This window comes from Streptomyces changanensis (genome assembly GCF_024600715.1).
Classification (GTDB): Bacteria; Actinomycetota; Actinomycetes; order Streptomycetales; family Streptomycetaceae; genus Streptomyces; species Streptomyces changanensis.
Window position 1 is genome coordinate 4033964 of the sequence record NZ_CP102332.1, and the last position, 21635, is coordinate 4055598.

Genomic DNA, 21635 nt, shown 5'->3' on the forward strand with positions numbered 1-21635 from the left:
GCGGTACGGCTCTTCGGGGGCGTGCCGCCCGTACCCTTGCACTGACCGAGGACGTCAAATAGCGGGCGTCCACGACTGAAGGAAAAACACCATGCTGATCGCTCAGCGTCCCTCGCTGACCGAAGAGGTCGTCGACGAGTACCGCTCGCGGTTCGTCATCGAGCCGCTGGAGCCGGGCTTCGGCTACACGCTCGGCAACAGCCTCCGCCGTACGCTCCTCTCCTCGATCCCGGGTGCGGCGGTCACGTCCATCCGCATCGACGGTGTCCTGCACGAGTTCACCACCGTGCCGGGCGTCAAGGAGGACGTCACCGACCTCATCCTCAACATCAAGCAGCTGGTCGTCTCCTCGGAGCACGACGAGCCGGTCGTGATGTACCTGCGCAAGCAGGGCCCCGGCCTGGTCACCGCCGCGGACATCGCCCCGCCGGCCGGTGTCGAGGTGCACAACCCCGACCTGGTCCTCGCCACGCTCAACGGCAAGGGCAAGCTGGAGATGGAGCTGACCGTCGAGCGCGGTCGCGGCTACGTCTCCGCGGTGCAGAACAAGCAGGTGGGTCAGGAGATCGGCCGCATCCCGGTCGACTCGATCTACTCGCCGGTCCTCAAGGTCACCTACAAGGTCGAGGCCACCCGAGTCGAGCAGCGCACCGACTTCGACAAGCTCATCGTCGACGTCGAGACCAAGCAGGCCATGCGCCCGCGCGACGCCATGGCGTCCGCCGGCAAGACCCTGGTCGAGCTGTTCGGTCTCGCCCGTGAGCTCAACATCGACGCCGAGGGCATCGACATGGGCCCGTCCCCGACGGACGCCGCCCTCGCCGCCGACCTCGCGCTGCCGATCGAGGAGCTCGAGCTCACCGTCCGTTCGTACAACTGCCTCAAGCGCGAGGGCATCCACTCCGTGGGTGAGCTCGTGGCGCGTTCCGAGGCCGACCTGCTCGACATCCGCAACTTCGGTGCGAAGTCGATCGACGAGGTCAAGGCGAAGCTGGCCGGCATGGGCCTGGCCCTCAAGGACAGCCCGCCCGGATTCGACCCGACCGCCGCCGCCGACGCCTTCGGCGCCGACGACGACGCGGACGCCGGTTTCGTCGAGACCGAGCAGTACTGATCGCTGCCCGTAGGCGACCGCCTGCGGGGCCCTGACCCCGGTACCTGACACGGCCGGGGCAGATCACAAGGAGAAACACCATGCCGAAGCCCGCCAAGGGTGCCCGTCTGGGCGGCAGCGCCGCGCACGAGAAGCTGCTCCTCGCGAACCTCGCGAAGGCGCTCTTCGAGCACGGCCGCATCACCACGACCGAGGCCAAGGCCCGCCGCCTGCGTCCGGTCGCCGAGCGCCTGATCACCAAGGCGAAGAAGGGCGACATCCACAACCGTCGCCTGGTGCTGCAGACGATCACGGACAAGGGCATCGTGCACACGCTCTTCACCGAGATCGCCCCGCGCTACGCCGAGCGTCCGGGTGGCTACACCCGGATCACCAAGATCGGCAACCGTCGTGGCGACAACGCCCCGATGGCCGTGATCGAGCTGGTCGAGGGCGAGATCGCCAAGAAGGCGACCGTCGCCGAGGCCGAGGCCGCCACGAAGCGCGCGGTCAAGGAGTCCGACGAGGCCAACGCCAAGGTCGACGAGGCGAAGGCCGACGAGGCGGAGGCCAAGGCTGACGAGGCCAAGGCCGAAGAGTCCAAGGACGCCTGAACCGCGTTCTGAAGGCGCAACGACGGGCCCGTCCCCCTCACGGGGGGGCGGGCCCGTTCGGCTTGAGAGGATTGACGCGTGAGCGATGACGTGAAGCCCGGCTCCGTACGGGTGCGACTGGACCTGTCCTACGACGGCAAGGACTTCCACGGCTGGGCTAAGCAGGCCGGCGGGCAGCGGACCGTGCAGGGGGAGATCGAGGACGCCCTGCGCACGGTGACGCGCTCCTCGGAGACGTACGAGCTGACCGTCGCCGGGCGGACCGACGCGGGCGTCCACGCGCGCGGGCAGGTCGCCCACGTCGACCTGCCGGAGGCCGTGTGGGCCGAGCACCGCGAGAAGCTGCTGCGGCGCCTCGCCGGGCGGCTCTCCCACGACGTGCGGATCTGGCGGGTCGAGGAGGCGCCGAGCGGCTTCAACGCCCGTTTCTCGGCGATCTGGCGGCGGTACGCCTACCGCGTCACCGACGACCCGGGCGGCGTCGACCCGCTGCTGCGCGGACACGTGCTGTGGCACGACTGGCCGCTCGATGTCGACGCGATGAACGCCGCCGCCGAGCCGCTGCTCGGCGAGCACGACTTCGCGGCGTACTGCAAGAGGCGGGAGGGCGCGACGACCATCCGCACCCTCCAGGAGCTGCGGTGGGAGCGGCTGCCGTCCGGCGTCATGGAGGCGACGGTCAAGGCGGACGCCTTCTGCCACAACATGGTGCGCTCGCTCGTCGGCGCGCTGCTGTTCGTCGGCGACGGGCACCGGCCGGTGGAGTGGCCGGCGAAGGTCCTCGCCGCGGGGGTGCGGGACTCCGCCGTCCACGTCGTACGGCCGCACGGGCTCACCCTGGAGGCGGTGGGCTACCCGGCGGACGAGCTGCTGGCCGCCAGGAACCTGGAGGCCCGCAACAAGCGGTCACTGGCCCCCGGCCGGAGCGGTGGCTGCTGCTGACGCCTGCGCGCGGCCGCGGGCGTAGATCTGGTTGAAGGCGAAGGCGCCCAGGTCGTCGCTGGTCTTGAAGACGGCGGTGTCGGAGGTGGTGACCTTCCGGCCGTCGGTGAAGCCGGCCTGAGTGAAGTACGCGTAGCGGCCCAGCGCGTTCGAGCGGCGCAGGCAGACGGTCGCGCGGCAGAAGTCGCCGACGCCGGCGCCCGCGAGGGGGGCGATCCCGCCCCGGGCGCCCTCCTTCGCCGCGAGGGCCTTGCCCTGGTCGGCGAAGAGGGCGACGCCGACGGTGACGGCGACGCCGTCCCGGACGTACGTGGCGCGGATGACGCGGGAGCAGCCGTGCCGCTGCAGGACGGCGCCCAGGCCGTCCCGGCCGGCGCCCGCGCACTGGGTGGTGGAGCCGGTGGCGCCCTTGGTGTACACCCGGTCGCCGAAGGTCAGCTTCCTGCCGGGGAAGAGGCCCTCCGGGGTGAGCGGGGCCGTGTCCTTGGCGGCCGTCGCGAGGAAGTCCATCGGGTCCGCCGGGGGCGCGGGCGCGACGGAGGAGAAGGACGGCTGCGGGCCGGTCCCGTCGGTCGGGACCTCGGCGCCGCCCGGGACCGCTGTCGTCGCGGAGGCGGTCGGGGCGGTGCCGCCGCCGCTGCCGCCGTTGACGACGGCGACGGCCACGACGGTGGCGATCGCGGCCGTGGCGAGGACCCCGCCGCCGGCGATCAGCCAGCGCCGGCGGCGCTGGCGCGTCTCGGACGCCTCCGCCAGGGCGCTCCAGTCGGGCGTGCCGTCGGCCGCGGTGCCGAAGGGGGCCGCGGGCTGCTGCCCGAACGGCTCACGGGCCGGGCCGTACGGCGGGACCTGTGGCTGCTGCCCGTACGGCTCCCGCCCCTGCCCGTACGGCGCCGGGCCCGCGCCCGGGTCCTGCGGCTGCTGCTGCCCGTACGGCCCGGCGGGCTGCTGCCCGTACGGGTCGTGGCCGGTGCCCCCGTCCGGCTGGTGTGGCTCCTGCGGCCACCGCGGTCCCCCAAAGCTCATGCCGCGCATCCTAATCCGGTTGGGTATCCGCGGGACCGGCGGCCACAATGCGGCCATGGGACATGTGGAGGTCGCACACCTCGAGTACTACCTGCCGGACGGGCGGGCGCTGCTCGGCGACGTGTCGTTCCGGGTCGGCGAGGGCGCCGTGGTGGCGCTCGTCGGGCCGAACGGAGCCGGCAAGACGACGCTGCTGCGCCTGGTGGCGGGGGAGGCGCAGCCGCACGGCGGGACCGTGACGGTCAGCGGCGGGCTCGGGGTGATGCCGCAGTTCGTGGGCTCCGTACGGGACGAGCGCACCGTCCGCGACCTGCTGGTGTCGGTGGCGCCGGCGCGGATCCGGGAGGCGGCCGCTGCGGTCGACGCGGCGGAGCACCTGATCATGACCGTGGACGACGAGGCCGCGCAGATGGGGTACGCGCAGGCGCTGAGCGACTGGGCGGAGGCGCGCGGCTACGAGGCGGAGACGCTGTGGGACAGGTGCACGACGGCGGCGCTGGGCGTCCCGTACGACCGGGCGCAGTTCCGCGAGGTCCGCACGCTCAGCGGCGGTGAGCAGAAGCGGCTGGTGCTGGAGGCCCTGCTGCGCGGCCCGGAGGAGGTGCTGCTCCTCGACGAGCCGGACAACTACCTCGACGTGCCGGGCAAGCGGTGGCTGGAGGAGCGGCTCGCCGAGACCCGCAAGACGGTGCTGTTCGTCTCCCACGACCGGGAGCTGCTGGCGCGGGCCGCGCAGAAGATCGTCGCGGTGGAGCCGGGCCCGGCCGGGTCGGACGTGTGGGTGCACGGCGGCGGTTTCGCGACGTTCCACGAGGCGCGGCGGGAGCGGTTCGCGCGCTTCGAGGAGCTGAAGCGGCGCTGGGAGGAGAAGCACGCCCAGCTGAAGAAACTGGTGGTCAACCTGCGGCAGGCCGCGTCGATCAGCCACGAGATGGCGTCGCGGTACGCGGCCGCCCAGACCCGGCTGCGGAAGTTCGAGGAGGCCGGGCCCCCGCCGGAGCCCCCGCGCGAGCAGGACATCCGGATGCGGCTGCGCGGCGGGCGCACGGGGGTGCGGGCGGTGACGTGCGCGCGCCTGGAGCTCACCGGGCTGATGAAGCCGTTCGACCTGGAGGTCTTCTACGGGGAGCGGGTCGCCGTCCTGGGCTCGAACGGCTCGGGGAAGTCGCACTTCCTGCGGCTCCTGGCGGGCGACGCCTCGGTGGCGCACACCGGGGCCTGGAAGCTCGGCGCTCGGGTCGTGCCGGGGCACTTCGCGCAGACCCACGCCCACCCGGAGCTCCAGGGCCGCCCCCTCGTCGACATCCTGTGGACCGAGCACGCCAAGGACCGGGGCGGGGCGATGTCCGTGCTGCGCCGGTACGAGCTGGAGAAGCAGGGGGACCAGCCCTTCGGGCGGCTCTCCGGCGGGCAGCAGGCCCGGTTCCAGATCCTGCTGCTGGAGCTGTCGGGCGCGACGGCGCTGCTGCTCGACGAGCCGACGGACAACCTCGACCTGGAGTCGGCGGAGGCCCTGCAGGCGGGTCTGGAGGCGTATGACGGGACGGTGCTCGCGGTGACGCACGACCGGTGGTTCGCGCGCTCCTTCGACCGGTACCTGGTGTTCGGCGCGGACGGCGTCGTCCGGGAGACGGCGGAGCCGGTCTGGGACGAGCGGAGGGTGGAACGCGAGCGGTAGCGGGCCGCCGCGGGGCGGGCGCGGCGGAGTCGTTTTGACCCGGGTGGGGGACGCCGCGTATTCTTCTGGTTCGTTATGCGTACTGGCTTGCTCGATCTCACGTGAGAGGCCGTTACGCCGGCTCACCGGGCCGATGACCAGCGACCTGCACTCGGTATGCGTCACCGACGTGTGGTCATGGCTGTCGTGATCGTCCGTGGTGGCCTTGACAGGACCCACTCACTGAAGAAGCGAAGGCTACGACCGTGCGTACGTACAGCCCCAAGCCCGGCGATGTCACTCGCCAGTGGCACGTCATTGACGCCCAGGACGTCGTCCTGGGTCGCCTGGCCACCACCGCAGCAACGCTCCTCCGGGGCAAGCACAAGCCGATCTACGCGCCGCACGTCGACGCTGGTGACTTCGTCATCATCATCAACGCCGACAAGGTGCACCTGTCCGGCAACAAGCGGACCCAGAAGATGGCCTACCGCCACTCCGGGTACCCGGGCGGTCTGCGCTCCGTGCGCTACGACGACCTCCTCGCGAACAACCCCGAGAAGGCCGTCGAGAAGGCCGTCAAGGGCATGCTCCCCAAGAACTCCCTCGGCCGTCAGATGCTCTCGAAGCTGAAGGTCTACGCGGGCGAGAACCACCCGCACGCTGCCCAGCAGCCGGTTCCGTTCGAGATCACCCAGGTCGCGCAGTAAGTCCGGCCACCCCCTAAGACGAAGAGAATCTGAGGAGCATCGTGGCCGAGACCACTGTTGAGAACCCCATCGAGGGCGAGGAGACCTACGCCGAGGTCACCACCTTCGAGTCCGAGGTGCCCGTCGAGGGCGAGTACACCTCGGAGTCCCTCGCGTCCCGCTTCGGCGAGCCGCAGCCCGCGGCCGGCCTGGGCCGCCGCAAGAACGCCATCGCCCGCGTCCGGATCGTCCCGGGCACCGGCAAGTGGAAGATCAACGGTCGCACCCTCGAGGACTACTTCCCGAACAAGGTGCACCAGCAGGAAGTCAACGAGCCCTTCAAGGTGCTCGAGCTCGAGGGCCGCTACGACGTCATCGCCCGCATCTCGGGTGGCGGCGTCTCCGGCCAGGCCGGCGCCCTGCGCCTGGGCGTGGCCCGCGCGCTGAACGAGGCGGACGTGGACAACAACCGCGGCGCCCTGAAGAAGGCCGGCTTCCTCAGCCGCGACGACCGCGCGGTCGAGCGCAAGAAGGCCGGTCTCAAGAAGGCCCGTAAGGCCCCGCAGTACAGCAAGCGCTGATCACGCCTGCTCGGTCTGCTCGACGTACGCCCCGGCGGCACCTCCGTGCTGCCGGGGCGTACGTCTATATGCTTCACCTTGCTTTTTCGGAGTAACTCGGAGGACAGCTGTGGGACGACTCTTCGGCACGGACGGTGTGCGCGGTGTCGCCAACGCGGATCTGACGGCGGAGCTCGCGCTCGGCCTGTCGGTCGCGGCGGCGCACGTGCTCGCCGAAGCGGGGACCTTTGAAGGACACCGGCCGACCGCCGTGGTCGGGCGGGACCCGCGGGCGTCGGGAGAGTTCCTGGAGGCCGCCGTCGTCGCGGGCCTCGCCAGCGCGGGCGTCGACGTCATGCGGGTCGGCGTGCTGCCCACCCCGGCCGTCGCGCACCTGACCGCCTCGCTCGGCGCCGACCTCGGCGTGATGCTGTCCGCGTCGCACAACGCCATGCCGGACAACGGCATCAAGTTCTTCGCGCGCGGCGGCCACAAGCTCGCCGACGAGCTGGAGGACCGCATCGAGGCCGTGTACGAGCAGCACCGCACCGGCGCGCCCTGGAACCGGCCCACCGGCTCCGGCGTCGGCCGCGTCGCCGACTACCGCGAGGGCTTCGACCAGTACGTCGCCCACCTGCTCGGCGTGCTGCCCAACCGGCTCGACGGGCTGAAGGTCGTCCTCGACGAGGCGCACGGCGCCGCGTCCGGCGTGTCGCCCGCCGCGTTCCGGCAGGCCGGTGCCGAGGTCGTCACCATCGGCGCCACCCCGGACGGCCTCAATATCAACGACGGCTGCGGCTCCACCCACCTGGAGCTGCTGAAGGCCGCCGTCGTCGAGCACGGCGCGGACCTCGGCATCGCCCACGACGGCGACGCCGACCGCTGCCTCGCCGTGGACCACACCGGCACCGAGGTCGACGGGGACCAGATCCTCGCCGTCCTCGCCCTCGCCATGCGCGAGGCGGGCACGCTGCGCGGCGACGCCGTCGTCGCGACCGTCATGTCGAACCTCGGCTTCAAGCTCGCCATGGAGCGCGAGGGCCTGCGGCTCGTCCAGACGGCGGTCGGCGACCGGTACGTGCTGGAGGAGATGAAGGACAAGGACTACGCCCTCGGCGGCGAGCAGTCCGGGCACGTCATCGTGCTGGACCACGCCACCACCGGCGACGGCACGCTGACCGGGCTGCTCCTCGCGGCGCGCGTCGCGGCGACCGGGCGGTCCCTCGCGGAGCTGGCGGGCGTCATGGAACGCCTCCCGCAGGTCCTGATCAACGTGAAGAACGTCGACAGGAGCCGCGTGGGCACCTCCGCGGAGCTGGCCGCCGCCGTGGCGGACGCCGAGCGCACGCTCGGCACCACCGGCCGCGTCCTGCTGCGCCCGTCCGGTACCGAGCCCCTGGTGCGGGTCATGGTCGAGGCCGCGGACATCGAGCAGGCCCGCTCGGTCGCCGGCCAGCTGGCGGACGCGGTGAAGGCCACGCTCGGCTAGGCAGCCCGTTTCCCCGTACCCGGGAAGGGGCGCCCCACCTCCGTGGGGCGCCCCTTCCGCGCGTCCGGGGTCAGGCGGGGCGTCTGCGGGGTCAGGCGGGGCGTCTGCGGGGTCAGGCCCGGCGGACGCGGGGGCGCCGGCGCGCCCAGAGGACCTTCTGCGTCAGCAGGGTCAGGGTGCCGGCGAGCACGATCGCCAGCAGGTTCAGCAGCAGCTGCTCGACCGAGCCCTTGGTCTGACCGAGGTCGCCGTACCCCAGCGCCACGGCGGCGTTGGCCGCCGCCGGGACGGTGGTGACCGAGATGGCCACGCCGACCAGCGCCCCGGACTTCGCGGACGTGAGCGACAGGGTGCCGGCGGCGCCGGCGAGCAGCCCGACGACGAACGAGAACCAGTCCGGCGCGTAGACGAATCCGGTGTTGGGCCGGTCGCCGTGCAGCCGTTCCTCCGTGAACAGCCCCGCCGCGTCCATCGCCAGGCTGAACACCACCGTCAGCGCCATGGCCGCCGCGAAGCCCACGAGCAGCGCGACCAGCGACCGCACGGCCAGGCGCGGGCGACGCTGCACCAGCGCCGTGCAGACGCCGGCCAGCGGGCCGAACTCCGGGCCGACCGCCATCGCCCCCACGATCAGGACGGCGTTGTCCAGGACCACGCCGCAGGCCGCGATCATCGTGGCGAGCGTCAGGAACGCCACGTACGTGACGCTGAGGGTCGACTCCTCGTGCGTGGCGTCCTGGAGCTGGTCCCACAGGACGGCGTCGGCGGCCTCGCCGGGCGCGTCGTCCTCGGCCTTCTCCGCGTGGGCGGAGAGCGACAGGCCGATGTCCTCGACGGCGATCGAGCCGGACCGGTCGAGGCCCAGGGCGCACAGGTCGGAGATCAGCCCGTCGCCCGCCTCACGGGCCACGTCGCACAGGACGAGGTCGCCGGCGGGGTCGCGGGCGGCGCCGGGGAGGACGGCGAGGTGGGTCGTGCCGACCGTCCGTTCGATCGTGCGGACCACTTCGTCGGTGTGGTCGGCGGGGACGATCAGGCGCAGGTGCAGCACGACCGCGCTCCCTTCCAGGGGTCCGGTGGGCGTCAGAGCTTGCGCAGGGAGAGCCGTTGCACCTTGTGGTCCGGGCCCTTGCGGACGACCAGGTTGGCACGGCCGCGGGTCGGGGCGACGTTCTCCAGCAGGTTCACCTTGTTGATCGTGCGCCACATCGTGCGCGCGTAGTCGAGCGCCTCCTCCTCGCCGACCTGCGTGTACTTGCGGAAGTACGAGGAGGGGTCCTGGAAGGCGGTCGCGCGCAGCTTGCGGAAGCGGTTCAGGTACCAGCGCTCGATGTCCTCGGGCCGGGCGTCGACGTACACGGAGAAGTCGAAGTAGTCGGCGAGGCCCACACGGGTGCGGCCGTCCTTGCCGGGCAGGGCCGGCTGGAGGACGTTGAGGCCCTCGACGATGAGGATGTCGGGGCGTCGTACGGTCAGGAGCCGGCCGGGGACGATGTCGTAGATCAGGTGCGAGTAGACGGGCGCGGTCACCTCGTCCTTGCCGGCCTTGATGTCGGCGACGAACCGCGTGAGCGCCCGCCGGTCGTACGACTCGGGGAACCCCTTGCGCGACATCAGCCCCCGCGCCTGGAGCTCCTTCATGGGCAGCAGGAAGCCGTCCGTGGTGACCAGCTCGACGCGCGGGTGCTCCGGCCAGCGCGCCAGCAGCGCCTGCAGGAGGCGGGCCACGGTCGACTTGCCGACGGCGACGGAGCCGGCGACGCCTATGACGAACGGGGTGCCCCGCTGGGCGCCCTTCTCGCCGAGGAAGGTGTTGAGCGTCCCGCGGAGGTTCGCGGTGGCGCCCACGTAGAGGTTGAGGAGCCGGGAGAGCGGCAGGTAGATGTCGCGGACCTCGTCGAGGTCGATGACGTCGCCGAGGCCGCGCAGCCGCTCCACCTCGTCGGCGGTGAGCGGCAGTGGCGTCTTGTCCCGCAGCGCGCTCCACTGGTCCCGGGTCAGGTCGACATACGGCGTCGTCTCGGCACGCCGGGCCGGGGCGGCGGCGCTGCCGGGCGGCGGTGTGCTGCTTCGTGGCGGCGAAGTGATCACAGGGCCATTGTCGGGCGTACGGGACCGGCGTGGGGGGTGGGGTCGGTCACGTGGGTGGCGAGGCCGCCCCGGCGCGCCACCGGGCCCCCGCCGGACGGGCCGCCCGGCAGGCCCGCTGATCACGCCCGCATCACGGTCGGGTACCGGCATGGACCGTGGATCGGGAAGCGGGCGGGCCGTCGGGAACCGGCACTTATCGTGTGCACAACATTCACAGAGAAAGTTGTGTCCATGCGCGCCTCCGTCATCCGTCGTTCCGCCGTCGCCGCCTCCGCGGTCTCCTTCGCCCTGCTCCTGACCGCCTGTGGCGGTGGTGAGAAGGCGGGTGACGGTGACAAGGGCGCCGCCAAGGACGCGACGTCGGCCGCGCCGGCCGCGCCCGCCGCCAAGGTCCTCACCGCCGCGGAGCTGGAGAAGGCGGTGCTGGCCCAGGGTGACGTCAAGGGCCACAAGGTCCAGCCGGCCGGGGCGGACGAGGTCGGCAAGCCCGGCTCGGTCACCGTCGACAAGGCCGAGTGCCTCCCGCTGGCCGAGGCCAGCTCCGGCGTCGCGCTCGGCAAGTCCACCGCCGACGTCACCCGCAAGGTGATGGAGGAGCCGAAGGCCGGCGCGGAGAAGCCGTCCTTCGAGGGCATGACGGAGAAGCAGATCGAGGAGGCCCTCGCCTCGACGATGGCCGTCACGGTCACCATCGACAAGCTCGCCTCGTACGAGGCCAAGGGCGCGGCCGACGCGCTCGCCTCGCTGCGCGCCGCCGCCACCGCCTGCGCCGGGGGCTTCACCCTGACGCAGGACGGCGAGAAGACGAAGATCGTCAAGGTGACGGAGGCCAAGGTGTCCGGCGGCGACGAGGCCGGCGCCTGGGTGCTCGCCGCCGACATGGAGGACGGCGACACCATGGCGGTCAAGGTCGCGGCCGTCCGCCAGGGCTCCACGCTCGCCACCTTCACGGCGGTGAACATCGGCGCGGCCGTCGGCGGCAAGGACTTCCCGCTGCCGACCGCCGTCATCGACGCCCAGGTCGCCAAGGTCGCCAAGCAGGGCTGACCCGCCGTCCGCCCCCGCGGGGCCGACGTCCGGCGGGGGCGACCTACCGCCCGTCCGGCGGGGCTGACCTCCCGTCGGTCCGGCGGGGCTGACCTTCCGTCGGTCCGGCGAGGGTGACCTCCCGTTCGCCCGCCGTCCGTCCGGCCGTCCGTCCCGCCGGGCTGACCCGCCGTTCGTCCGGCCGGGGACCGCCCCGGCGTCCATCCGGCCGGGGCCTGACGCGGTGTCCGCCCGTCGGGGCCGCCCGTGGCGCCCCCGGAGCCGTAGGCTGCCGCCATGTGCGGAATCGTGGGATACGTCGGCGGGCAGTCGGCGCTTGATGTCGTCATCGCGGGTCTGAAGCGGCTCGAGTACCGGGGCTACGACTCGGCCGGGGTCGCCGTCCTCGCCGACGGCGGCCTGGCCGCGGCGAAGAAGGCCGGCAAGCTCGTCAACCTCGACAAGGAGTTGGCCGGCCGGCCCCTGCCGAGCGGGTCCACCGGGATCGGGCACACCCGGTGGGCCACGCACGGCGGACCGACCGACGCCAACGCGCACCCGCACCTGGACAACGCGGGCCGCGTCGCCGTCGTGCACAACGGGATCATCGAGAACTTCGCGTCGCTCCGGACCGAGCTCGCCGAGCGGGGGCACGAACTCGCCTCCGAGACCGACACGGAGGTGGTCGCCCACCTCCTCGCCGAGGCCCACTCGTCCACCGCCGACCTCGCCGAGGCCATGCGGCAGGTGTGCCGCCGGCTCGAAGGGGCGTTCACGCTCGTCGCCGTCCACGCCGACGAACCGGACGTGGTCGTCGGCGCCCGGCGCAACTCCCCGCTCGTCGTCGGCATCGGTGACGGCGAGTCGTTCCTCGCCTCCGACGTGGCCGCGTTCATCGACCACACCCGCTCGGCCGTCGAGCTCGGCCAGGACCAGGTCGTCGAGCTGCGCCGGGACGGCGTCACCGTCACGACCTTCGACGGCGCCCCCGCCGACGTGCGGGCGTACCACGTCGACTGGGACGCCTCCGCCGCCGAGAAGGGCGGCTACGACTACTTCATGCTCAAGGAGATCGCCGAGCAGCCGAAGGCCGTCGCCGACACGCTGCTCGGCCGGATCGACGCCGAGGGCTCGCTCACCCTGGACGAGGTGCGCATCCCCGCCGCCGTGCTGCGCGAGGCCACCAAGGTCGTCATCGTCGCCTGCGGCACGGCCTTCCACGCCGGGCTCATCGCCAAGTACGCCATCGAGCACTGGACCCGCATCCCCTGCGAGGTGGAGCTGGCCAGCGAGTTCCGCTACCGCGACCCCATCCTCGACCACCGGACGCTGGTGGTCGCCATCTCGCAGTCCGGTGAGACCATGGACACCCTGATGGCGCTGCGCCACGCCCGCGAACAGGGCGCCCGCGTCCTCGCGATCTGCAACACCAACGGGTCGACGATCCCGCGCGAGTCGGACGCCGTCCTCTACACCCACGCCGGGCCCGAGGTCGCCGTCGCGTCGACGAAGGCGTTCCTCACCCAGCTCGTCGCCTGCTACCTCGTCGCGCTCTACCTCGGCCAGGTGCGCGGCACCAAGTGGGGCGACGAGATCCGCGCCGTCATCCGGGACCTCGCCCGGATCGCCGAGGACGTGGAGCGGGTCCTGGAGACCATGGAGCCCGTCCGCGCGCTCGCCCGGTCCCTCGCCGGCCACGACACGGTGCTCTTCCTCGGCCGGCACGTCGGCTACCCGGTGGCGCTGGAGGGCGCGCTGAAGCTCAAGGAACTGGCCTACATGCACGCCGAGGGGTTCGCCGCGGGCGAGCTGAAGCACGGCCCCATCGCCCTCATCGAGGAGGACCTGCCCGTCGTCGTGGTGGTGCCCTCGCCGCGCGGCCGGTCGGTGCTCCACGGCAAGGTCGTGTCGAACATCCAGGAGATCCGGGCGCGCGGCGCGCGGACCATCGTCATCGCCGAGGAGGGGGACGAGGCCGTCGTGCCGTACGCGGACCACCTGATCCGCATCCCGGTGACGCCCACGCTCCTGCAGCCGCTCGTCTCGACCGTGCCGCTCCAGGTCTTCGCCTGCGAGCTGGCGACGGCCCGCGGCAACGAGGTGGACCAGCCGCGCAACCTCGCCAAGTCGGTCACCGTCGAATGATCATCGGGGTGGGGATCGACGTCGCCGAGATCGTCCGGTTCGCGGAGGCGCTGGAGCGGACGCCGCAGATGGCCGAACGGCTCTTCCTGGAGCGGGAGTTGCTGCTGCCGAGCGGCGAGCGGCGCGGAGTCGCCTCGCTCGCCGCGCGGTTCGCCGCCAAGGAGGCCATCGCCAAGGCGCTCGGCGCGCCGGGGGGACTGCACTGGACGGACGCCGAGGTGTACGTCGAGGAGAGCGGACAGCCGCGGCTGCGGGTGCGGGGGACCGTCGCCGCGCGCGCGGCCGAACTGGGCGTGCGGAACTGGCACGTGTCGCTCAGCCACGACGCGGGGGTGGCGTCGGCCGTGGTGATCGCGGAGGGTTGACGTCATGCGTACTGCGTATCGCGTGGAGAGTGTGCGGGCCGCCGAGGCGGCGCTGATGGCGGGGCTCCCCGAGGGGACGTTGATGCGGCGGGCCGCCGCCGGGCTCGCGGGGGCCTGCGCGGGGCTCCTCGGGCGGGTGTACGGCTCGCGGGTCGTGCTGCTGGTCGGCAGCGGTGCCAACGGCGGTGACGCCCTGTACGCCGGGGCGGGGCTCGCGCGGCGCGGCGCCGGCGTGACGGCCGTCCTGCTCGGCGCACGGGCCCACGAGGGCGGGCTGGCCGCGCTGCTCGCGGCGGGCGGCCGGGTGGCCGACGACCCGTTCGCCGTGCTGGCCCGCGCCGACCTGGTGCTGGACGGCATCACCGGCATCGGCGGCCGGGGCGGGCTCCGCCCGGAGGCCGTGCCCCTGGTGCGGGCGGCGCGCGGCTCCGGCGCCGTCGTGGTGGCCGTGGACCTGCCGAGCGGCGTGGACGCCGACACCGGGGCCGTCGACGGCGAGGCCGTGCGGGCCGACGCGACGGTGACGTTCGGGGCGTACAAGCCGGGGCTGCTCGTCGACCCGGCGCGGGAGTACGCGGGCGCGGTGCGGCTCGTCGACATCGGCCTGGCCGATCTGCTGCCGTCCCCGCCGGAGCTGGAGGCGCTCCACCACGCCGACGTGGCGGGGCTGCTGCCGGTGCCGGCCGCCGAGAGCGACAAGTACCGGCGCGGCGTCGTCGGGGTCGTCGCCGGGTCGGCCCGCTACCCGGGCGCGGCCGTGCTGGCCGTCGCGGGGGCGCTGCGCGGCGGGGCCGGGGCCGTGCGGTACGTGGGGCCCGCGGGCGCGGCCGTGCTGGCGCGGTACCCGGAGACGCTGGTGCACGCCGGGCCGCCGGCGGACGCCGGGCGCGTCCAGGCGTGGGTGCTCGGGCCGGGGCTCGGCGACACGCCGGGCGCGGACGACGTCCTCGGCTCGGACGTGCCGGTCCTCGTCGACGCCGACGGCCTGCGCGCGCTGGACATGGCGGCGGTACGGGCCCGCCCCGCGCCCACGCTCCTCACCCCGCACGCGGGCGAGGCGGCAGCGCTGCTCGGCACGGACCGCGCCGACGTGGAGGCGCGGCGGCTGGAGGCGGTGCGCGAACTGGCGGCGCGGTACGGGGCGACGGTCCTGCTCAAGGGGTCCACGACGCTCGTCGCCGACCCCGACCCGGGCGTTCCGGTACGGGTGAACCCGACAGGCACGCCGTGGCTCGCGACCGCCGGCAGCGGCGACGTCCTGTCGGGCCTCGCCGGTTCGCTGCTCGCCACCGGGCTCGCCCCGCGCGACGCCGCGTCGGCCGCCGCGTACCTGCACGGGCTCGCCGCCCGCCGGGCCGCCGCCGGGGCGCCGGTCGCGGCGCACGACGTGGCCGACGCGCTGCCGGGCGCGTGGCGGGATGTCGCCGCCTGACGGCCCCGGCCGGCCGCCGCCCCTTGCCGCCCCGCCCCGGGGCGGGGGAGCGGGGACCCGGCTGCGTAGGATTCCCTCGTTCACCAGGGGTGGGAGAGATCGTGGCGGAGAACCCGCACGTCGCCGCGCTCGCGCGGCTCATGCCGTCGGACCACGGGGCCGACGAGCAGGTCGACTGGGCGGCGGCCGAGGCCCGGTGGGGCGTCCGGTTCCCCGCCGACTACCGGGACTTCATGGCGCGCTACGGCGGCGGTTCCGTCAACGGCGAGGCCGTCGTCCTGCTGCCGCTGCCGCGGCGGGGCGTGCGGTGGCAGCCGGGCGACCTCGCGGAGGAGACGGCGAACGTCCGCCTCGCGTGGCGGGCGGAGGGCGGGCGCGACGCCCTCGACGTGGACCCGGAGCACCTGTTGGCCTGGGGCGTCACGGCCGGTCCGGACATCCTGTGCTGGCTCACCACGGACCCTGACCCCGACCGCTGGCCGGTCGTCGTGTGCGGGCGCCACACCTCCCCGACGTTCAGCGTCCACCCGTACGGGATGGCGGCCTTCCTGCACCGCCTCCTCGCCGACGAGTTCGACGACCCGCCGGTCAGCCTCGTCTTCTGGGACGGCACGCCGGCCCGATTCGTGCACTGGCGCGAGGAGCAGCGGCGGTACGTGGCCGGCCTCGACCCGGTCACCGGCGAGCCCGACCCGTACGCCCAGCCGCGGCACCGCCCGGCGGACGGCCCGGGACCGGAGTGACCGGGGCGCCGGAGGCCGGACGGTGAGCAGGGCGGCGGCGAGCGGGCCACGGCGGCGGGCGGGACGGTGACCGGGGTGCCGGCGAGCGGGCGCCGGCGGCCGGCCGGTGACCGGGGTGCCGGCGGCCGGCTGGCACCGGTCGGGACGACAGTGGCCGGGACGACAGTGACCGGGGCGACACGGCGGGGCGCCGGGGTGCCGGGGCGCACCTGAGACACTGGGCGCGATGAGTGAGACACCGCAGCACACCAGCGCCACCCGCGAGCCCGAGCGCCCCGACACCCGCGCCCGCGCCGAGATCGACCTCGGTGCGCTGCGCGCCAACGTCCGCGCGCTGCGCGCCCGCGTCGCGCCCGGCGGCGCCGGGCTCATGGGTGTCGTGAAGGCCGACGCGTACGGCCACGGCGCCGTCCCGTGCGCCCGCGCCGCACTCCAGGCGGGGGCCGCCTGGCTCGGCACCGCCACGCCGTACGAGGCGCTCGCGCTGCGCGCCGCGGGCATCGACGCCCCGGTCCTGTGCTGGCTGTGGACGCCCGGCGGGCCCTTCCGCGCGGCGATCGAGGCGGACGTCGACATCACGGTCAGCGGGCTGTGGGCGCTCGACGAGGTCACCGCGGCGGCGCGGGCCGCCGGGCGCACCGCCCGGGTGCAGCTCAAGGCGGACACCGGCCTCGGCCGCAACGGCTGCCTGGCCGCCGACTGGCCGCGCCTCGTCGGGGAGGCCCTGCGGGCGCAGGCCGACGGGCTCGTCCGGGTGACCGGCCTGTGGTCCCACTTCGCCTGCGCCGACGAGCCGGGCCACCCCTCGGTCGGCGCCCAACTCGCACGGTTCCACGACATGCTGGAGCACGCGGAGAAGGCCGGCGTCACCCCGGAGGTGCGGCACATGGCCAACTCCCCGGCGACCCTCACCCTCCCCGAGTCGCACTTCGACCTGGTCCGCACCGGCGTGGCGATGTACGGCATCTCGCCCGGCCCCGAGATCGGCACGCCCGCCGACTTCGGGCTCCGCCCCGTGATGCGGCTGAGCGCCTCCGTGGCGTCCGTGAAGCAGGCGCCCGCCGGCCTGGGCGTCAGCTACGGCCACCACCACGTGACCGACGCGGAGACCACCCTCGCCCTCGTCCCGCTCGGGTACGCCGACGGCGTCCCCCGCCACGCCTCGGGCCGTGGCCCGGTCCTGCTCGGCGGGGCCGTGCGGACCGTCGCGGGGCGGGTCGCGATGGACCAGTTCGTCCTCGACCTGGGCGGCGACACCGTCGAGCCGGGCGAACGCGCGGTGCTCTTCGGCCCCGGCGACGACGGCGAGCCGACGGCCGAGGACTGGGCGCGCGCGGCCGGGACCATCGCGTACGAGATCGTCACCCGCGTCGGCGCACGCGTCCCACGCGTCCACCTCGACGAGCGGGAGTAGGGGGAGCCGTGGCGGAGACCGGTGCGGGGGCGTTCGCGGTCGGCGGGGCGGCGGCGGGCGCGGTCGGTGACGTGGTCGGCGGGATGGTCGGCGACACCGTCGGGGCCGTCGCCGGGGCCGCGGCGGGCGGCGCCTGGCGCCGGCGCGCCGGGTTCGCCGGGGCCGCGCTCGGGGTCGTCGCCGCGACGGCGGCCGCCGGGGTCGCCCTGGAGCGGCTCACGGTCGGACGCGGCGTCCGCCGCGACGCCCGGCTCGCCCTCGACACGGCCGGCCCGTACGGCGCGCTGCGCGGCACACCCGGCACGGCGTACGCCGACGACGGCACGGCGCTGCGGTACGAGGTCGACGAGGTCGGCGGGGCGGACGAGGTCGACGGGGACGGCCGGGGCGGCGAGCTCCGCAGGGCGGAGGACCCCGACAGGACCGGTGGGGCTGGTGGAACCGGTGGGGCCGGCGCGGCCGGGCGGGTGCGCGGGGACGCCGAGGCGCGGGGGAGTGCCATCACCACTCCCGTCACCGTCGTCTTCAGCCACGGCTACTGCCTCAACCAGGACTCCTGGCACTTCCAGCGGGCCGCGCTGCGCGGCCTGGTCCGCACCGTCCACTGGGACCAGCGCAGCCACGGCCGCTCCGGGCGCGGTGTCGCGCAGGGCGGCGCCGACGGGACGCCGGTCTCCATGGACCAGCTCGGCCGCGACCTGCGGGCCGTCATCGACGCGGCGGCGCCCGAGGGCCCGCTGGTCCTCGTGGGCCACTCCATGGGCGGCATGACGATCATGGCGCTGGCCGACCAGTACCCCGATCTCGTGCGGGACCGGGTCGCCGGCGTCGCCTTCGTCGGTACGTCGTCGGGGCGGCTCGCCGAGGTCACCTTCGGCCTGCCGGTGACCGGGGTGAACGCCGCGCGCCGGATGCTCCCGGGCGTGCTGCGCGCCCTGGGCACCCGGCCGGAGCTGGTGGAGCGGGGCCGGCGGGCCACCGCCGACCTCTTCGCCGGGGTGGTGCGCCGCTACAGCTTCGGGACGCGGGACGTGGACCCGGCCGTCGCGCGTTTCGCGGAGCGGATGATCGAGGCGACCCCGATAGACGTGGTCGCCGAGTTCTACCCGGCCTTCGCCGAGCACGACAAGGCGGACGCGCTCGCCGTCCTCGCCGCCGCGGGCGTCCCGGTGCTGGCGCTGGCGGGCGGGCGCGACATGGTGACGCCCGGCTCCCACACGGAGGCCATCGCCGCCCTGCTGCCGGAGGCCGAGCTGGTCGTCGTGCCGGACGGCGGGCACCTCGTGATGCTGGAGCACCCGGAGACGGTCACCGAGCACCTCGCCGCGCTGCTCGTACGGGCCGGCGCGCTGGCCCCGGGGGCGGTGGGGGCGGTCGCCGACAGCGGTTAGGTTGGCGGTATGGAAGCAGCACACACCGAAGCGGCGCACACGGAGGCGTCGCACATGGAAGCGGCCCACACGGAGACGGCGGGGGTCCCCGTGGCCGCCACAGCCCGACTGACCGTCCACTCGCCCGACGAGATGCAGGAGCTCGGCCGCGCCCTGGCCGGGCTGCTGCGCCCCGGTGACCTCGTGATGCTCACCGGCGAGCTGGGCGCCGGCAAGACGACCCTGACGCGGGGCCTCGGCGAAGGGCTCGGCGTGCGCGGCGCGGTCACCTCCCCGACGTTCGTCATCGCCCGCGTCCACCCGTCCCTGGTCGACGGACCCGCCCTCGTGCACGTCGACGCGTACCGGCTGAACGGCGGCCTGGACGAGATGGAGGACCTGGACCTCGACGTCTCGCTGCCGGACTCGGTGGTCGTCGTGGAGTGGGGCGACGGCAAGGTCGAGGAGCTGACCGACGACCGGCTGCACGTGGTGATCGACCGGGTCGTCGGCGCGACCGACGACGACCGGCGCGAGGTCACGCTGACCGGCCTCGGGTCGCGCTGGGAGGGCGCGGACCTCGCGCTGCGCTGACGTCGCGTCACTGTGCGCCCCGACCCGGGGCCGTACTTTCCGACAACTCGTCGGCACATTGTTGCGCCGTACCTCCGAGGCGTGGTCACATGGATACCAGCCGTTGGTTAGGTCTGCCTAACTACGCTCGTCCCGCCCGTGGAGCCAGGAGGCAACCATGCCGCAGCAGCAGTCGGAGCGGCCGCAGCCGTCGGACGTGTCCATGCGTGATCTGCTGGCGTCCTGCGCTGCCGCCGACGCCGTGTCCACGCCGCCGCGCCGTGTCCCCGTCGAGGACACCGCCGACGACGCGGCGGCGGGCGAGGCCGACGACGCCGCCGCGGCCCCGGCCGAGGGTGCCGGCGGGGCGGACGGGTCCACCGGGCCCCGGAAACACCAGGCGCCCCGGGCCGCGTGACCGCGGCGCCGAGGCGCGTCCGGAGAGGGGGGCCCGCCCCCGAACGGGGCGGCGGTGGGGACGTCAGGGGACGACGACGACCGTGGACTTGACCGTCGCGACCGTCCACAGCGCGTCGCCGTCGGCGCGCGCCATCCGCACCCCGCCGGTCCTGCGGGACGGGTCGGGGCTGGACATCGAGCCGTCCACGGCCGCGCTGAAGCCCACGGTCACGCCGTCCACCACGGCGAACCGCACCACGTGCTCGACCTGCACCCCGTCCGAGCCGCGGACCTTTCCGGTCCGGGAGGTCACCGTGTAGGTGCCGGGCGTCGGGCTGACCGCGCTCGGCATGACCGGGAACGTCCGCAGGACCTTGTCACCGTCGTCGACCAACCAGACCCGCCGGTCGCCCAGCGCGTACACGACCCGCTCGCCCGACCCGGACCGCGGAGGCAGCGCCAGGGCGTCGGGGGCGGGCTTGCCGGCGGACCCCGGAGCGGCCGGGGCGGTCGCCGGGGACGGTGACGCGGTGCTCGCGGGCTTCGTGCGGGACCGGAGGTCGGCGGCGCCGGCCGACGCCTGGTAGGCGAGGAAGCCGACCGCCGCGAGCGCCGCCGCCGTGAGCCCGGCCACGAATCCCGAGCTGCTCCTTGCCACGCTGCCCCACCTCTCGTACGACGTATCGGTGTGTGACGGTAGCAGCAGCGCCGGGCCGGTACCGGGGCGCCGTGCCCGGCCCACGGGCGCCGTAGGCTGTTCGCGTGCTGTTGCTCGCCATGGATACCGCCACGCCCGCCGTCACCGTCGCCCTGCACGACGGGCGGTCCGTCCTCGCCCGGTCCCACCAGGTCGACGCCCGTCGCCACGGGGAGCTGCTGCTCCCCGCCGTCCACCGCGTGCTGGGCGACGCGGGCCTCGGCCTCGACGCCGTCACGGACGTCGTCGTGGGGGTCGGGCCCGGCCCGTACACCGGGCTGCGCGTCGGCCTCGTCACGGCCGCCACCTTCGCCTCCGCGCTCGGCGTCCCCGTCCACGGGCTGTGCACGCTCGACGGGCTCGCGTACGCCTCCGGCATCGAGGAGCCGTTCGTGGTCGCCACGGACGCGCGCCGCAAGGAGGTCTACTGGGCCCGGTACGACGACTGCCGCACCCGTGTCACCGAGCCGTCCGTCGACCGGCCCGCCGACATCGCCGAGCGGGTGGCCGGACTCCCCGCGGTCGGCGCCGGAGCGCGGCTGTACACCGAGGTCTTCCCCGACGCCCGCGACCCCGAGCACCAGTCGGCGGCCGCGCTGGCCGCGCTGGCGGCCGAGCGGCTCGCGGCGGGGGAGCGGCTGCTGGAGCCGCTGCCCCTGTACCTGCGCCGGCCCGACGCCCAGGTGCCGAAGAACTACAAGGTGGTCACGCCCCGGTGACCGGGCCCGTGCTGCGTGAGATGCGCTGGTGGGACATCGCGCCGGTGCTGGAGCTGGAACGGGAGCTGTTCCCCGACGACGCCTGGTCGGAGGGGATGTTCTGGTCCGAGCTGGCCCACGCGCGCGGACCGGGTGCCACCCGCCGGTACGTCGTCGCCGAGGACGCGGACAGGCGGATCGCCGGATACGCGGGCCTCGCGGCGGCGGGCGGACTCGGCGACGTCCAGACCATCGCGGTCGCCCGCGCGCACTGGGGCACCGGCCTCGGCGCCCGGCTGCTGACCGAGCTCCTGCACCACGCCACCTCCTTCGAGTGCGAGGAGGTACTGCTGGAGGTACGGGTGGACAACACGCGGGCCCAGCGGCTCTACGAGCGCTTCGGCTTCGAGCCGATCGGCTTCCGCCGCGGCTACTACCAGCCGGGCAACGTCGACGCGCTGGTGATGCGCCTGGCCCTGCACGACACCGGCGCGGCTCCCGGGGCCCACCCGGCCACCGAGCCGCCCGGTACGCCGGAGCCGCCGGAGCCGACGCAGACGACGCAGACGCCCGAGGCGTGCGGCACCCCCGGGTCGGCCGGTACCCCCGGGT

The 21635-nt window shown here is 74.3% G+C and carries 21 protein-coding genes and 1 pseudogene; 18 read left to right on the plus strand and 4 right to left on the minus strand.

Translation table 11 applies throughout. From position 1 onward, the window contains the following. Positions 1–91: 91 nt before the first annotated feature. From NRO40_RS18045 to truA, 3 genes are all read left to right on the plus strand, one after another. Positions 92–1114 (plus strand): DNA-directed RNA polymerase subunit alpha, encoded by a 1023-nt coding sequence (locus NRO40_RS18045; RefSeq protein ID WP_003956430.1) that lies wholly within the window; start codon positions 92–94, stop codon positions 1112–1114. An 80-nt stretch (positions 1115–1194) separates the two neighbouring features. Next, positions 1195–1707, plus strand: coding sequence for a 50S ribosomal protein L17 (gene rplQ / locus NRO40_RS18050; protein ID WP_058943151.1), 513 nt, complete (start codon positions 1195–1197; stop codon positions 1705–1707). 78 nt (positions 1708–1785) lie between these two features. Next, positions 1786–2649 carry a tRNA pseudouridine(38-40) synthase TruA gene (truA, locus tag NRO40_RS18055; RefSeq protein ID WP_058943150.1) on the plus strand — a complete coding sequence of 288 codons (864 nt, stop codon included), beginning with the start codon at positions 1786–1788 and terminating at the stop codon, positions 2647–2649. Here the strand turns inward: truA and NRO40_RS18060 are convergent. Beyond that, positions 2614–3675, minus strand: coding sequence for a chromosomal replication initiator protein DnaA (locus NRO40_RS18060; protein ID WP_058943149.1), 1062 nt, complete (start codon positions 3673–3675; stop codon positions 2614–2616). The genes truA and NRO40_RS18060 overlap by 36 nt on opposite strands. Before the next feature lie 55 nt (positions 3676–3730). On the opposite strand from NRO40_RS18060, the gene NRO40_RS18065 reads away from it, so the two are divergent. The 4 genes from NRO40_RS18065 (at position 3731) to glmM (ending at position 8070) form a co-directional block, all read left to right on the plus strand. Continuing rightward, positions 3731–5353 carry an ATP-binding cassette domain-containing protein gene (locus NRO40_RS18065; RefSeq protein ID WP_058943148.1) on the plus strand — a complete coding sequence of 541 codons (1623 nt, stop codon included), beginning with the start codon at positions 3731–3733 and terminating at the stop codon, positions 5351–5353. 245 nt (positions 5354–5598) lie between these two features. Continuing rightward, a complete protein-coding gene (gene rplM, locus NRO40_RS18070; protein WP_023587008.1) occupies positions 5599–6042 on the plus strand; it encodes a 50S ribosomal protein L13 in 444 nt (147 codons plus the stop codon). Positions 6043–6083: 41 nt separating this feature from the next. Next, positions 6084–6602, plus strand: coding sequence for a 30S ribosomal protein S9 (gene rpsI / locus NRO40_RS18075; RefSeq protein WP_058943147.1), 519 nt, complete (start codon positions 6084–6086; stop codon positions 6600–6602). Between the two features lie 109 nt (positions 6603–6711). Further along, on the plus strand, positions 6712–8070 hold the full coding sequence (gene glmM, locus NRO40_RS18080; RefSeq protein WP_058943146.1) for a phosphoglucosamine mutase: 1359 nt from the start codon (positions 6712–6714) through the stop codon (positions 8068–8070). A gap of 112 nt (positions 8071–8182) precedes the next feature. On the opposite strand, the gene NRO40_RS18085 is transcribed toward glmM, so the two are convergent. Both NRO40_RS18085 and coaA read right to left on the minus strand, forming a co-directional pair. Next, entirely contained in the window at positions 8183–9121 is a 939-nt protein-coding gene (locus tag NRO40_RS18085; protein ID WP_058943145.1) for a DUF389 domain-containing protein, read from the minus strand. A 32-nt stretch (positions 9122–9153) separates the two neighbouring features. Next, positions 9154–10161, minus strand: a complete 1008-nt coding sequence (gene coaA / locus NRO40_RS18090) for a type I pantothenate kinase (protein WP_058943144.1) — start codon at positions 10159–10161, stop codon at positions 9154–9156. 231 nt (positions 10162–10392) lie between these two features. Here coaA and NRO40_RS18095 point away from each other — a divergent pair, with 231 nt between their 5' ends. The 9 genes from NRO40_RS18095 to NRO40_RS18135 all read left to right on the plus strand — a co-directional run bounded on the left by NRO40_RS18095 (position 10393) and on the right by NRO40_RS18135 (position 19647). Beyond that, complete coding sequence (locus tag NRO40_RS18095) at positions 10393–11208, plus strand: hypothetical protein (RefSeq protein WP_058943143.1); 816 nt, start codon at positions 10393–10395, stop codon at positions 11206–11208. Between the two features lie 276 nt (positions 11209–11484). After that, positions 11485–13332, plus strand: a complete 1848-nt coding sequence (gene glmS / locus NRO40_RS18100; RefSeq protein ID WP_058943142.1) for a glutamine--fructose-6-phosphate transaminase (isomerizing) — start codon at positions 11485–11487, stop codon at positions 13330–13332. Continuing rightward, entirely contained in the window at positions 13329–13697 is a 369-nt protein-coding gene (locus tag NRO40_RS18105) for a holo-ACP synthase (RefSeq protein WP_058943141.1), read from the plus strand. The genes glmS and NRO40_RS18105 overlap by 4 nt, the downstream gene beginning before the upstream one ends. Before the next feature lie 4 nt (positions 13698–13701). After that, positions 13702–15129 carry a bifunctional ADP-dependent NAD(P)H-hydrate dehydratase/NAD(P)H-hydrate epimerase gene (locus NRO40_RS18110; protein WP_058943140.1) on the plus strand — a complete coding sequence of 476 codons (1428 nt, stop codon included), beginning with the start codon at positions 13702–13704 and terminating at the stop codon, positions 15127–15129. 101 nt (positions 15130–15230) lie between these two features. After that, on the plus strand, positions 15231–15872 hold the full coding sequence (locus NRO40_RS18115) for an SMI1/KNR4 family protein (RefSeq protein ID WP_232791131.1): 642 nt from the start codon (positions 15231–15233) through the stop codon (positions 15870–15872). Between the two features lie 226 nt (positions 15873–16098). After that, complete coding sequence (alr, locus tag NRO40_RS18120; RefSeq protein ID WP_058943139.1) at positions 16099–17286, plus strand: alanine racemase; 1188 nt, start codon at positions 16099–16101, stop codon at positions 17284–17286. A gap of 83 nt (positions 17287–17369) precedes the next feature. After that, positions 17370–18677 carry an alpha/beta fold hydrolase gene (locus tag NRO40_RS18125; protein ID WP_058943157.1) on the plus strand — a complete coding sequence of 436 codons (1308 nt, stop codon included), beginning with the start codon at positions 17370–17372 and terminating at the stop codon, positions 18675–18677. Positions 18678–18731: 54 nt separating this feature from the next. After that, on the plus strand, positions 18732–19250 hold the full coding sequence (gene tsaE, locus NRO40_RS18130; RefSeq protein ID WP_058943138.1) for a tRNA (adenosine(37)-N6)-threonylcarbamoyltransferase complex ATPase subunit type 1 TsaE: 519 nt from the start codon (positions 18732–18734) through the stop codon (positions 19248–19250). Positions 19251–19407: 157 nt separating this feature from the next. After that, the gene (locus NRO40_RS18135; RefSeq protein WP_058943137.1) at positions 19408–19647 is read left to right on the plus strand and encodes a hypothetical protein; all 240 of its coding nucleotides are present in this window, start codon (positions 19408–19410) and stop codon (positions 19645–19647) included. Between the two features lie 63 nt (positions 19648–19710). On the opposite strand, the gene NRO40_RS18140 is transcribed toward NRO40_RS18135, so the two are convergent. Next, positions 19711–20286: a L,D-transpeptidase gene (locus NRO40_RS18140; protein ID WP_232791130.1), complete on the minus strand. Its 576-nt coding sequence runs from the start codon at positions 20284–20286 to the stop codon at positions 19711–19713. Positions 20287–20390: 104 nt separating this feature from the next. Here NRO40_RS18140 and tsaB point away from each other — a divergent pair, with 104 nt between their 5' ends. Further along, positions 20391–21044, plus strand: coding sequence for a tRNA (adenosine(37)-N6)-threonylcarbamoyltransferase complex dimerization subunit type 1 TsaB (tsaB, locus tag NRO40_RS18145; protein WP_058943135.1), 654 nt, complete (start codon positions 20391–20393; stop codon positions 21042–21044). Between the two features lie 20 nt (positions 21045–21064). Further along, positions 21065–21523, plus strand: a pseudogene (gene rimI / locus NRO40_RS18150) (ribosomal protein S18-alanine N-acetyltransferase); the annotation flags it as partial. Positions 21524–21635 lie beyond the last annotated feature (112 nt).